This is a genomic window from Streptomyces sp. CA2R106, assembly GCF_037034245.1.
Lineage (GTDB): Bacteria > Actinomycetota > Actinomycetes > Streptomycetales > Streptomycetaceae > Actinacidiphila.
Genome location: NZ_JBAGKC010000013.1, coordinates 92,287 through 104,544 on the forward strand (window position 1 = coordinate 92,287; position 12,258 = coordinate 104,544).

Annotated in this window: 9 protein-coding genes; 7 read left to right on the top strand and 2 right to left on the bottom strand. The window is 75.9% G+C overall.

What is annotated here, in order from left to right; genetic code table 11:
* The first annotated feature begins 1 nt into the window (after position 1).
* The 7 genes from WA788_RS20070 (at position 2) to WA788_RS20100 (ending at position 6,148) form a co-directional block, all read left to right on the top strand.
* Positions 2-1,072, top strand: a complete 1,071-nt coding sequence (locus WA788_RS20070; RefSeq protein ID WP_335979228.1) for a FecCD family ABC transporter permease — start codon at positions 2-4, stop codon at positions 1,070-1,072.
* Entirely contained in the window at positions 1,069-2,169 is a 1,101-nt protein-coding gene (locus WA788_RS20075; protein ID WP_335979230.1) for a FecCD family ABC transporter permease, read from the top strand. The genes WA788_RS20070 and WA788_RS20075 overlap by 4 nt, the downstream gene beginning before the upstream one ends.
* The gene (locus tag WA788_RS20080; protein ID WP_335979233.1) at positions 2,166-3,014 is read left to right on the top strand and encodes an ABC transporter ATP-binding protein; all 849 of its coding nucleotides are present in this window, start codon (positions 2,166-2,168) and stop codon (positions 3,012-3,014) included. The genes WA788_RS20075 and WA788_RS20080 overlap by 4 nt, the downstream gene beginning before the upstream one ends.
* 17 nt (positions 3,015-3,031) lie before the next feature.
* On the top strand, positions 3,032-4,036 hold the full coding sequence (locus WA788_RS20085; protein ID WP_335979236.1) for an ABC transporter substrate-binding protein: 1,005 nt from the start codon (positions 3,032-3,034) through the stop codon (positions 4,034-4,036).
* Positions 4,037-4,246: 210 nt separating this feature from the next.
* Positions 4,247-4,708 (top strand): hypothetical protein, encoded by a 462-nt coding sequence (locus WA788_RS20090; RefSeq protein WP_335979238.1) that lies wholly within the window; start codon positions 4,247-4,249, stop codon positions 4,706-4,708.
* A gap of 106 nt (positions 4,709-4,814) precedes the next feature.
* Positions 4,815-5,486 (top strand): hypothetical protein, encoded by a 672-nt coding sequence (locus WA788_RS20095; RefSeq protein WP_335979240.1) that lies wholly within the window; start codon positions 4,815-4,817, stop codon positions 5,484-5,486.
* Positions 5,483-6,148 carry a Fic family protein gene (locus WA788_RS20100; RefSeq protein ID WP_335979242.1) on the top strand — a complete coding sequence of 222 codons (666 nt, stop codon included), beginning with the start codon at positions 5,483-5,485 and terminating at the stop codon, positions 6,146-6,148. Before WA788_RS20095 ends, WA788_RS20100 begins: the two co-directional genes overlap by 4 nt.
* Here WA788_RS20100 and WA788_RS20105 read toward each other — a convergent pair.
* Positions 6,145-6,567 (bottom strand): hypothetical protein, encoded by a 423-nt coding sequence (locus WA788_RS20105; RefSeq protein ID WP_335979244.1) that lies wholly within the window; start codon positions 6,565-6,567, stop codon positions 6,145-6,147. The two genes, WA788_RS20100 and WA788_RS20105, sit on opposite strands and share 4 nt — an antisense overlap.
* 59 nt (positions 6,568-6,626) lie before the next feature.
* Positions 6,627-12,257 carry an SDR family NAD(P)-dependent oxidoreductase gene (locus WA788_RS20110; RefSeq protein ID WP_335979245.1) on the bottom strand — a complete coding sequence of 1,877 codons (5,631 nt, stop codon included), beginning with the start codon at positions 12,255-12,257 and terminating at the stop codon, positions 6,627-6,629.
* Position 12,258 lies beyond the last annotated feature (1 nt).

Consider the following 12,258-nt stretch of genomic DNA (forward strand, 5'->3'; position numbering starts at 1 on the left):
CGTGATCGTAGCTACGGAGCCGGCCGAGCCGCCGCAGCGGACCCGCCGGCCGTTCCCGTCCCCGTCCCTGTCCCGGTTCCGTGCCGCCGGTGGGAGATCCCTCGGCGCGCTGGCCGTGGCCGTGGCCGCCGTGTGCGTCGCGAGCCTTCTGCTGGGCAGCAATCCGCTCACCCCCGCAGCGGTGCTGCACGGACTGCTCCACCCCGGCTCCGGCACCGACGCCGCCGTCGTCTACGGCTCGCGGGTGCCGCGTACGGTCATCGGCCTGATCGCCGGGGTCTGCCTGGGCGTGGCGGGCAGCGTCATGCAGGGCCACACCCGCAACCCCCTGGCCGACCCCGGCCTGTTCGGCGTCTCGGCCGGCGCCGGGCTCGCCGTCGTCCTCGGCATCGTGGTGCTGGGCCTGTCCGGCCCGGCCGCGTCGGTGGGCCTGGCGCTGGCCGGCGCCCTCGTGGCGAGCCTGGCCGCCTTCGCGATCACCGTCGCCGGCAGCGCCACCGCGAACCCGGTGCCGCTGGCCATCGCCGGCACCGCGGTCTCCGCGCTGCTCGGCGCGATCACGTCCTTCCTGACCCTTGCCGACCGCGACAGCCTGCGCGCCTACCAGCTGTGGGTGGTCGGCTCGCTGTCCGGCCGCCAACTCCACGACGTGTGGGCCACGCTGCCCTTCGCCGCCGCCGGGCTGCTGCTCGCCGCGCTCAACACACGTGCCCTGGACAACCTCGCCCTGGGGGAGGACCTCGCGCGCGGCCTCGGCGAGAACCTGCTCGTCGCCCGCGGCACCGGCCTGGCCGCGATCACCCTGCTCACCGCCGCCGCCACGGCCGCCGCCGGCCCGATCGCCTTCGTCGGCCTGGTCGTTCCGCACCTGGCCCGCGCGCTGGTCGGCGCCGGACACCGGCTGCTGCTGCCCGCCGCGGCCCTCGTCGGCTGTCTGGTCGTCCTGGTCGCGGACATCGCCGGCCGCGAGATCGGCGGCGCCTCCGAGGTCCAGGTCGGCATCATGCTCGCGGTTGTCGGCGGGCCGTTCTTCGTCGTGGTCGCCCGCCGCCGCTCGCTGGTCAGCCTGTGACCGCCGTACAGCCCGCCGCGCCCGCGGGAGTTGCCGGGGCCGCGGGGCGGCACGGCGTACTGGTCGGGCCGTTCGGGTTCGCGTGGCGGCCGCGGGTGCTGGCGGCCACGGCCGCGGCCGCGCTGCTCGCCCTCGCGCTGGTGGTGACCGCGATCGCGGTCGGCGGGGCGGAGGTGTCGGTGCCCGACATCCTGCGGACGCTGGCCGGGCGGGGCGACAGCTTCGACCGGCTCATCGTGGTCACCCTGCGGCTGCCGCGGGTGCTCACCGGCGCGCTGGTGGGCCTGGCGCTGGGCGTGGCAGGGGCGTTGATGCAGACGGTCACCCGCAACCCGCTGGCCACGCCCGACGTCGTCGGGGTGTCGTCGGGGGCGTCGCTGGGCGCGGTCGCGGCCGTGGTGCTCGGCGGCGGCGGGGAGAGCGTCGGCGGGACGCTGCTGGGCGCGGGCATGCCGGCCACCGCGGCGCTGGGCGCGGTCGCGGCCGCGGCCGTGGTGTACGGACTGGGGTGGCGCGGCGGCGGTGTGGAGGGCTACCGCCTGGTGCTGGTGGGCATCGGGGTGGCGGCGATGCTCGACGCCGGCACCAGCTACCTGCTGGTGCGCGCCCGCGTCACCCAGGCGACGGCCGCCTCGCAGTGGCTGGTCGGCTCGCTGTCCGGCGCGTCGTGGGACGGGGTGCGGCCGCTGCTGGCCGCGGTGGCCGTGCTGGTGCCGCTCGCGCTCGCCGGGTCGGCCGCGCTGGCCGTCTCGCACCTGGGGGACGGCATCGCACGGGGCGTCGGACTGCCGGTCCAACTGCACCGCGCGTTCGTGGTCGGCCTGACCGTGCTGCTCACGGCGGCCGCGGTCGCGGCGGCCGGCCCGGTGGGGTTCGTCGCGTTCGTGGCGCCCCAGATCGCGGTGCGCGCGGCCGGGACCGCGCGCCCGCCGCTGCTGCTGTCCGGGCTGACCGGCACCTGCCTGGTGCTGCTGGCCGACACGCTCGCGCGCACGGTCTTCCCGTGGGACGTGCCGGTCGGGATCGTCACGACCGTGGTCGGCGCGCCGTACCTGATCTGGCTGCTGGTCAGACACCGCAAGGAGATGACGACATGACCGCCGCACCCGCACCCGTACCCGAGTCCGTACCCGTATCCGGGGCCGGCGGCGCCGTACCCGTGCTCCAGGCCCGCGGTGTGTGCCTGGGCTACGACGGGCGCACCGTGCTCCAGGGCGTGGACCTGGACATCGAGGCCGGCACCGTCACCACGCTGGTCGGGGCGAACGGCTGCGGCAAGTCCACCCTGCTCAAGGCGTTCGGGCGGCTGCTGGCCCCGCGCGCGGGCACGATCCTGCTGGACGGCGAGCCCCTGCGCACGTACCGCTCGCGCGCGGTGGCGCGCCGGTTGGCGATCCTGCCGCAGAGCCCGGTGGCCCCGGCCGGCACGTGCGTACGGGACCTGGTGATGCGCGGCCGCAACCCGCACCAGAGCTGGGCCCGGCCGTGGACGCCCGCGGACGACGCGGTGGTGACGCGGGTGCTGGCCGACACCGGGCTCGCCGAGGTGGCCGACCGGGCGGTGACGGAGCTGTCGGGCGGTCAGCGGCAGCGCGCCTGGATCGCCCTGGTGCTCGCGCAGGAGGCGCCGACCCTGCTGCTGGACGAGCCGACGACCTACCTCGACCTCGCGCACCAGCTGGAGGTGCTGCGGCTGGTGCGGCGGACCAACCGCGTGTCGGGCACCACCGTCGTGATGGTGCTGCACGACCTGGGGCTGGCGGCCCGCTACTCCGACCGGCTGGTGGCCCTCGGTGAAGGGGGCGTGCTCGCCGACGGGAAGCCGGCCGAGGTGCTGCGACCGGAGCTGCTGCGGCGGGCGTTCGGGCTGCGCGCGCGGGTGGTGCCCGACCCGGTGACCGGCACTCCGCTGGTGCTGCCGGAAGAGGACGAGGAAGGTTAGGCTAACCTAAGCTCACTATGTCGAACCTTCCACGCCTCCGCCTGCTCCCGCTCCTCGCCCTGGCTCTGATCGCCGCTCTGGCCGCCTGCTCCTCGTCGAACTCCGGCGCGGACAGCGCCGCGTCGGCATCCTCCCAGCGCTGGACCTTCACCGACGACCTCGGCAAGACCGTCACCCTCGACCACGCGCCGCAGCGCGTGGCGGGCATGAACGACGAGATCGTCCCCCTCATGCACTACGGCATCGAGCCCGTCGCCGCCTGGGGCTACGCCACGTTCAAGGCCGACGCCCGCTTCGACGGGCTCGACACCTCCGGCGTCCAGCAGGTCGGCTCGGTCGCCGGCGAGATCGACGTCGAGAAGCTCGCGGCGGCCCGCCCTGACGTCATCGTCTCCGAGGCATACCCGACCGACGAGAAGGGCACGATCGACACCACCCAGCCCGACTACGGCTTCAAGGACCTCGCCCAGCAGAAGCAGGTCGAGGCGATCGCCCCTGTCATCACCATCCTGATCGGCGGCGACGGCGCCGACGTCGTGGCGCACACCACCAAGCTCGCCACCGCGCTCGGCGCCGACGCCGCGACGGTCGCCAAGGCCAAGGCCACCTATGACGCCGCCTCGGACCGGCTGCGGAAGGCCGCCGCGGCGCACCCGGTCACCGTCGCGGCGATCTACGCCGACAGCGACGGCATCAACGCCGCCAAGTACCAGGACGACCCGGCGCTGCGGCTCTACTCCGACCTCGGCGTGAAGTTCTTCGCGCCCGAGCCCGAGGGCTTCTACTGGGCCGACTACAGCTGGGAGAACGCCGGCCAGGTCGGCGGCGACCTCTGGCTGCTGGAGCAGGACGGCTACGACCGGGCCCAGTTGGCCAAGCAGCCGACCGTCAAGCAGAGCCCGGCGCTGGCCGCGGGCCAGGTCCACCCGTGGCTGTCGGCGACGCTCGACTACGTCTCCCAGGCGGGCTACATGAACCAGCTCGCCGGGTGGATCGACGCCGCGAAGCCGGTCACCGGCTGACGGGCCCACCCGGGGGTCCGGGTCGGCACCCACGGCCGCCACGTCCACGGGCGACGGCCCCCAACCGCTCTTCCCCGCCAGCTCCTTCTCGCGACTTGCAAGGCCCCCGCGACGCCGGGTGCGTTCGGGTACCGTCTGACACGGGCGCGGCATGACGGGGCGTCCGGAACGCGGACCGGCGGCGGGACCGTCGTCACGAGGGGGTTCTGAATGGGGCTGTTCGGACGCAAGACGCCACGACCTGCGGTCACCCGGACCGTCGACCACGAGGTCCGCATCCTGTTCGACATCGACCAACTGGGCGGCGGGCTCTACGGGCAGGCCGCCTACCGCATCCTCTTCGCGGCCCTGGAGCCGAGCCGACTAGCCTACTGCACGTTCCACGACGGCGACACGGATGCGACGATCCGCGGGACGCGGCGCCTGTACTGCATCGCCGTCCGCAGCACCGACGCCCGGAAGATCGCCTACGTCCGGCAGGCCATGGCGATCCGCACGGACCGTGGCCTGCTGCCCCTTCGCGACCGGTTCGGCGAAAGCGGTGTCAGCGCCCAGGGGCCCTTGGTGGCCGCGGGACTCGTCATCGACTCAGGTGAACTCCTGGTACGGCAGGACGACATGATCCAGCCCCACTGGGCCGAGGGAAGCAACTGGCGAGTGGTCCCCAGGTAGACCGCCACGCGCAAGGGCCTGCCTGCCGTACATCCGTTCGGGCGCGGCCCCGGGGCGGCCGTCGTAAAAGGCGTGGAGGCACAGCAGCGCGGCACGGCAGAGTGGGATGGTGAGCGAACTGCGGGCACGGACCCTGACGTGGGCCGAAGCCGATCCGGCTCGGCACCCCTTCGCGATGGACGCGGACGCGGCAAGGGAGTTGACCGGCCATGTCGAGCCCCTGCTGCCCGGCGCAGACGTCGGCCCGGCGGATCGCTGGGAGTGGCTCGCGACCGTCACCGAGTTCCTGGTGGGCCGGTACGGCCGGTGGGCCTGCGGGTGGAACTGGTCGGTCGGCGAGGGGGACACCGATGGGGGCATCGTCGAGGCGTGGTGCTGTGCACACGACTCCATGACCGCCCCGGACGAGACGGCACCGCTGGTTGTCGAGGGTCTCCGGCAATGGCGCGGCTGGCTCGAGGACCTTGCGCAACGGTTCACGGACCTGGCTCCGCCGGACACCACCCTGGCAGCGGTGGACCGCAGGCACTGGGAGCGCGCCTGCACCCGCCTGGTCACCGTGGTGGCCGACCGTACCCATGCCGAAAGCGGCTGGTACGGGCACTGCACGCAGGTCCTCGGCTGGTTCCTCGCCTGCCACGGCATCGACGAGGACCGGGCCCGGGAGATCGTCGAGAACGCCGTCGGCGGCCGGTTCGGCAGTTGGATCGCACCGGACACTGCCGTGGTCGACGAGGTGAGCACGCGGTTCGCCGGAGGCGTGGGCGGAAGCCGATGACCCCTGGAACCTGCCGGGCCGAGGACAGCCTCGCCAGCTGGCTGCGCATCCGACCGGAGATCCCCTGGCCGGCCTGGCGCGGCACACGCTCCGGCTCCGGCGCGCCCGGCGGCGACGGCCTCCGGGACTTCTTCACGGCAACGCGGGGCCGACGCGACAGCGAAGGCACCGCGCGGGTCCTGGCCGCCATCGACGTGGTCTTCGCCGATGCGCGGCAGGGCGTTCCGCTGAGCTTCGCGCTCCTGGCGGGGTGGCAGCGGACCGTGCTGGGCCGCCAGTGCGTCGGGTTCCGTCCGGCACCCGCCTTCGCGAAGGGCGGGCAGGAGCGCTACGGCCTCGCCGCCGACACACGGACACGCTTCGAGCGCTGCCTGTCCGAGAGCACGCAAGCGGATCTGCCGCTGCCCGCACGCGCGGCCCGTGCCTACCTCGACGTCCTCTTCTTCCATCCGTTCGAGGACGGCAACGCCCGTGCCGCCATGCTGGCGTTGGCGTTCCTCCTGGCACGGGAAGGCGTCTTCCTCCGGGATGCCCGTCCGGTGGCGGTCATGCGCTGGGCCGACGACGCCGAGGGAGCGGCCGACCTCGCGGTGCTGCTCGGCATCCTGACCACCGCGGCGGAGCGGCACCGGACCCAGGGGGCGCCGGACACGGGCGGCTAGAGCGCGTAGTCGCCGGCCAGGGTGTCCCAGGGAAGGGTGTGGAGGGCGGGATCGGCGTGCTCGGGGGACGGGGTCGGCTGGAACCAGGCCACGGTGAGGGTGGAGCGGTGCAGGACCGGGTCGAGTATGGGGGAGACCACCGTCGAGTCGAAGACGCCGATACACGTGACGGAGGGCAGGACCTCGACCGGGCCGAAGGGGCCGGCGGGACTGTCCGGGTAGCTGCGGGTGGGCGGCAGGAGGTGGACCGGCGCGGAGGGGAAGGCGGCTTCGGCCCGACGTCGAAGGCGCCTGACCGTGCGGTCGTTGAAGAGTTTGCTCGGGTAGCCCTCCAGCACCCCCGCGTAGGTCGAGGACATGCGCAGCTCGGTGAGGTCGATCGAGCGACCGGACGAGAGGACCATGCGGGTCAGAGGCATGACGCCACCCTATGCGCAGGACCGGGAGGGGCCCGGGCGGCCGGGCCCCTCCCTCGGGGTCAGGGCTTGGGGGTGGCGCGGAGGCGGCGGGCGGCGCGGGAGCGGCCGCGGGTGCCGGGGGCGGGCGGGGGAGCGGAGGAGGCGGGAGCGGGGGCGAGGGCTTCGGCGAGGGCGCGGAGGGTGGGGCGGCGGAAGAGCTCCACCAGGGGGATGTCGCGGTGCAGGCGGTCCTGGAGCAGCCCGTGGACGCGGGTGGCCTGGAGGGAGCCGCCGCCCAGGTCGAAGAAGCTCGCGCCGCGGGTGATCCCCGAAACGCCCAGCACCTCGGCCCACACGGCGGCGATCACCGACTCCAGGCCGTCGCGCGGAGCGCCGTCCGCAGCGCCGGTGCCCGTACCTGCCCCCGCGCCCGCCTGCGCGGCCGACGCGGCACCGGACTTCGCCAGCCGCTCCCGGTCCACCTCGCCGGTGACCGGGTCCAGCGGCAGCGGACCTACCACGACCCGCGGCGCCGCGGACGGCGTACCGAACCGGTCGGGCGCCGCCGCACCGAGCACGGGCTCCGCCTCGGCGTGCACCGACAGCTCCGTCAACACCGCCGAACCGCCGACGAGTTGGGAGGCCACCCACGGGCGGCCCGGGTCCAGCCCCACCAGTTGGTGCGGCGCGTCGCGGCCGAGCGCCACCACGAGCGAGGCCAGCGCCTCGTCCGGCGGCAGCACCCGGTAGCCCCGTGCCCGCGTCAGGCTCTTCATCGGGTGGCCCGCGCTCATCCCGGTCTCGTCCCACATGCTCCACCCCAGGCTGTACGCGTCAAGGCCGCGCTCCCGCAGCGCGCCTGCGAGCGCGTCCAGGTAGGCCGAGGCCGCCGAGTAGCCCGCCACCGACGCGCCACCGAACAGGCCGTTCACCGAGGAGAACGCGACGAACAGCAACCCCTGCCGCCCGCCCAGCAGTTCGGCCAGCACCCGCGCCCCGTCGGCCTTCGCGGCCAGCGCCGCGTCGAGATCGGCGGGCGCGCACGCGTCGAGCGGCACCTCCCGGTAGGAGCCCGCCAGGTGCAGCACCCCGTCCAGCGGCGCCCCCCACCGCGCCTCCGCCTCCCGTACGACCCGGCCCACGGCCCCGGCGTCCGTGACATCCGCGCGGACGTACTCCGCCGCCGGATCGAGCGCCGGCGGCCGGGGCCCGCGCCCCAGGCACAGCACCCGCGCACCGTACGACGCGGCCAACTCCGCTGCCAGCAGCCGCCCGACGCCGCCCGCGCCGCCCGTCAGCAGGTAGCGCCCGCCCGCGCGGAACGGCGCACGTCCGGCCCCGCTCCCCGCCCGCGCGGGCTCCAGCCTCCGGGCCAGCCGCCGGCCCCCGCGGTAGGCCACCGCACGCTCGCGCGGCAGCCGCCCCACCTCCGCGGCCAGCAGCGCCGCGACCTCGTCCGCGTCACCCGGCAGCACATCCAGCTGGACCACCCGGGCCCCCGGCAGCTCCTGGCCGAGCGTCGCCAACAGTCCGGCCAGCGGCGCCCGTTCGACGTCCGGCACCTCCTGCGGCAGCCCCGCGACCGCACCGCTGGTCACCGCGTACACCGCACCGGCCGGCCCGCACCGCCGGATCAGCCCCAGCAGCGCGTGCAGCTCGCCCCGCGCGGAAGCGCCCGACGGCCGGCCGTAGCAGCGCAGGTCCACCACGGCCGCCGGCAGCAGGCCTACGGGGGCGTCGCCGCCGGGCCCCTCGGCCATCACCACCTCGCGCCCCGCGGCCCTCAGCAGCGCCGCCAGGCGCCCGGCGACGCCGCCGGAGTCCGGCAGCACCAGGACGGGGCCGTCCAGGGCAGGCGCCGACGGCCGCGGCGGCAGCGCGCGCGGCACCCACACCGGCCGGTGGAAGTGGTCCGGCAGCGTGGCCGCCTGCTGCGCCGCGGTGAACGCGCCCGCCTCGAAACGGGCCCGCAGCGCCGCCCGCTGGATCTTCCCGATCTCCGTCTTCGGCACCTGCGCACGCGCGACCGCCAGCACGAAGCGCGGATTGACGCCGATCCGGTCCAGCACCGCGTGCCGCACCCGCCGCGCGACCTCCTCCGGCCCGGCCGCGCCCCGCGGGTGGAAGAACACCGCCAGCTCGTCACCGCCGGACCCGGGCGGCCGCACCGCCACCGCCGCGGTGAACGACGGCTCCACGCAGTCCAGTTCCTCCACCGCCGCCTCGATCTCGTGGCTGTGGTGGTTGACGCCGTTGAGGATCACCACGTCCTTCGCCCGGCCGGTCAGCGTCAGCCGGCCGCCGACGATCCGGCCCAGGTCCCCGGTGTCGAACCAGCCGTCACCGGTGAACGCCGCCGCGTTCTGCTCCGGCGCCGCCAGGTAACCGGTCGTCACGGTGGTGCCGCGCACCTGGAGCCGCCCCACCGCGCCCTCCGCCAGCACCCGCGGCGCCTGCTGCGGCCCGTCCACGATCCGCACCGCGGTCCCCGGCAGCGGCGCGCCGACCTCCGCGAACGCGTCGTCGTCCGAGGTCCCGGCGAGCGTGAACCGGTCGGAGTACACCACCGCGGACGACGTCTCGGACATCCCCCACGCCGGGCGCATCGCGGTGCCCGGCAGCCCGAACGGCGCGAGCAGCCGCAGCCAGCGCCGCGCCACCCGCGGCACGATCGCCTCACCGGCGTTCATCACGAACCGCAGCCGCGACAGGTCCCAGTCCGCCCCGCGCGCCGGCAGCTCGGCCGCCCGGTCGCCGACCAGCCCGAACGCGAAGTTCGGCGCCCACGTCACGCTCGCGCGGTGCCGGTGCGCCAACTCCAGCCAGCGCAGCGGGTCCCGCAGCACCCAGCGGGCGGGCGCGTGCACCTGGCGGCAACCGAGATACGTGTCCCGCAGGTGGAACATCACCACCCCGCCCACGTGGTCCAGCGGCAGCCAGTTCACCGACACCTCGTCCGCGCCGAGCCCGTTCGCGGCCGCGGTCGCGGCGCTGCGCGCCAGCACGTTGCGGTGCCGCAGCACCACCGCCTTCGGCCGGCCGGTGCTGCCGGAGGTCAGCATCAGCAGCACCGGGTCGTCCGGGTCGGCCGGGCGCGGCCGCGCGGGCTCGTGCGCGGACAGCCCGTCCGCCCCCGCGGCCCGCAGCCCCGGCCAGTCCGCCCCCGCGGCCCGCAGCTCCGCCAGCCGCGCGTCCGCGGCCACCACCAACGGGTGCTCCAGCGCCTCCCACGCGCCCCTGAGCCGCCCGCACGCCGCGTCACCGGCGGCGTAGTCGGCGGGCACCGCCAGCGGCACCGCCACCTGGCCGCCCAGCAGGCACGCCCACAGCACCGTCAGGAAAGCGGCGTGCTCCTCCAACTGGAGCAGCACCCGGTCGCCCGGGCCCACCCCGAGCGCCCGCAGCCCGGCCAGCACCCGCAGCGCCCGCCCTTGCAAGCCGCCGTAGGACAGTCCGGTCTCCTCCCCGTCCTCCCCGACCACGACGATCCCCCCGGTCGACGCTTTGGCCACCCGCGCCAGCGTGTCGCCGAGCGTACGGTCCACCGGGGCGACCGGCGGGCCGCCGTCGGCGAGCGCCTGCGGCCGGCCTGCGGGGGAGCCGTCCGCGGCAGTGGAGGCGGGCGGGGCAGCCGGCTGCGGAACGGGGGCGACCGGCTCGGGGCGCGGGACGCGGGGGAGGGCGGGCGGTGCGGTGGGTGTGGGGAGGACGGCGAGGGGAACGGCGGGGTGGGCGGCGCGGAGGCGGGCTTCGAGGCGGTGGGCCTCGGCCGGATCGGCGACCGGCAGGCGCAGGAGCGCGGGGACGTCCACGGCGCCGTCGGGCGTCAGCGGCAGGCGCGCGACGGGCAGCACGCAGCCGGGCACCGGCAGGTGCGCGGCCAGCGCGCCGAGGTCCACCGGCCCGGCGGGCACCACATAGGCGAGCAGCTCCGGCGGGCCCGCCGCGCTCGTCCGCGGCACGACCGCCACGTCCGCCAGGGCGGGCGCGGCCCGCAGCAACTCCTCCTCGACGGCGGCCGGTTCGACCCGGCGCCCGCCGATGTCCACCCGCGCGGGCACCACGCCGTCGAAGCCGACCGCTTCCAACAGCCGTACGGTGCCGCCGGGTTCGAGGACACCGCGCTGCCCGGTGGGCTCGCCGCCGGAGTTGTGGACCTCGCCGGGCACGCCCTCGGGCGGGAGGAGCCCGGCCGGGTCGCGCACCAGGAGCCCGCCGCGCGCCATCGCGCCGGCCAACTCCCGCTCCCGCGCGGCGGACCGCAGCGGGAGGCGGCCGACGGGGGTGCCGGGGTCGCGGACGGCGGCGGCCAGCAGGTGGCGGTAGTGGCCGGCGATCCGCTCGGCGGTCGCCGGGTCGAACAGGTCGGTGTCGAAGACGAGGGAGCCGTGCAGGCGGTCGGGGTGCTCCCACAGGTGCAGTTCGAGGTCGAACCGGGTGGACTCCTCCTCGTCGTCGAGGCGTTCGACGTCCAGACCGCCGAGGCGCAGCCGCTGGTCGGCGAAGTTCTGGAGGGCGAACAGGACCTGGAACAGCGGGTTCCCGCCGGCTCCCGCGCCCGCGCCCGGGTCGGCGCCGAGCGCGCGCACCAGCCCGTCCACGGGGGTGTCCTGGTGGGCCTGCACGTCGAGCGCGGCCGCCCGTACGGCCGCCAGCAGCGCGGTGAAGGGCTGCGCGGGGTCCACGTCCACCCGCACCGGGAGGGTGTTGACGAACAGGCCCATGAGCGGCGCGAGTTGCGCGTTGTCCCGGTTGGCCAGCAGCGTGCCGACGACGATCCGCGAACCGGCGCCGTAGCGGTGCAGCAGGGCGTTCCAGCCCGCGAGCAGCGTCATGTGCAGCGTGGCGCCGTGGCGGCGGGCGAGGGCGCGGATGCCGGCCGCAGCCTCGGCGGGCAGGTCGAAGTCGACCCGGGCGCCGCGGAAGGTCGGCTCCGCGGGGCGCGGCCGGTCGGTCGGCAGGGCGATCCGCGGCGGCAGGCCCGCGAGGACCTCGCGCCAGTGGTCGTAGCGGTCGGCCAGCGCCTGCGGGGTGAGGGTCGCGCGCTGCCACTCGGCGTAGTCGGCGTACTGGATCGGCAACTCCGCGAGGCCCGGCGGGAGTTCGCCGGAGCCGGAGCCGGAGCCGGAGCCGTCGCCCGCGTCGGCGCGGTAGAACGCGTCGAGTTCGGTGACCAGCAGCCCGAGCGACCAGCCGTCGGTGGCGATGTGGTGCACGCAGCACACCAACAGGTGGTCGTCGCAGGCCAGCCGCACCAGCCGGGCCCGCAGCGGCGGTTGCGCGGTGAGGTCGAACGGCGCGCGGACCGTCTCGCGCAGGTGCGCCCGTACCGCAGGGTCGGCCGTCACCGGCTCGGCGGGCGCGGGGCCGTCCAGGGCCACCGACTCCAGGGCGACTTCGACGCGTTCGTGCACGAACTGGCGCAGGGCGCCGTCCGGTTCGGCCGCGTAGGTGGTGCGCAGGATCTCGTGGCGGTCGACCACCCGCCGCAGCGCGCGGCCGAGCCGCCCGGCGTCGAGGGCGCCGCGCAGCCGCAGCACCAGCGGCACGTTGTACGTGGGGTTGCCCGGGTCGAGCCGGTGGAAGAACCACATGCGCTCCTGGTCGTAGGAGGCGGGGAACTCCAGCGGGGCGGCGGACGCGGCGGGCGCGGGCTGCGCGGGGTGTGCGGGCTGCGCGGCCTGCACGGACGGTGCGGGTTCGGTGGACATA

Coding starts and splice junctions, on each gene's coding strand:
- WA788_RS20080 (WP_335979233.1), top strand. CDS start 2,166: ATGACCGCCGCACCCGCACCCGTACCCGAGTCCGTACCCGTATCCGGG.
- WA788_RS20085 (WP_335979236.1), top strand. CDS start 3,032: ATGTCGAACCTTCCACGCCTCCGCCTGCTCCCGCTCCTCGCCCTGGCT.
- WA788_RS20090 (WP_335979238.1), top strand. CDS start 4,247: ATGGGGCTGTTCGGACGCAAGACGCCACGACCTGCGGTCACCCGGACC.
- WA788_RS20095 (WP_335979240.1), top strand. CDS start 4,815: ATGGTGAGCGAACTGCGGGCACGGACCCTGACGTGGGCCGAAGCCGAT.
- WA788_RS20100 (WP_335979242.1), top strand. CDS start 5,483: ATGACCCCTGGAACCTGCCGGGCCGAGGACAGCCTCGCCAGCTGGCTG.
- WA788_RS20105 (WP_335979244.1), bottom strand. CDS start 6,567: ATGCCTCTGACCCGCATGGTCCTCTCGTCCGGTCGCTCGATCGACCTC.
- WA788_RS20110 (WP_335979245.1), bottom strand. CDS start 12,257: ATGTCCACCGAACCCGCACCGTCCGTGCAGGCCGCGCAGCCCGCACAC.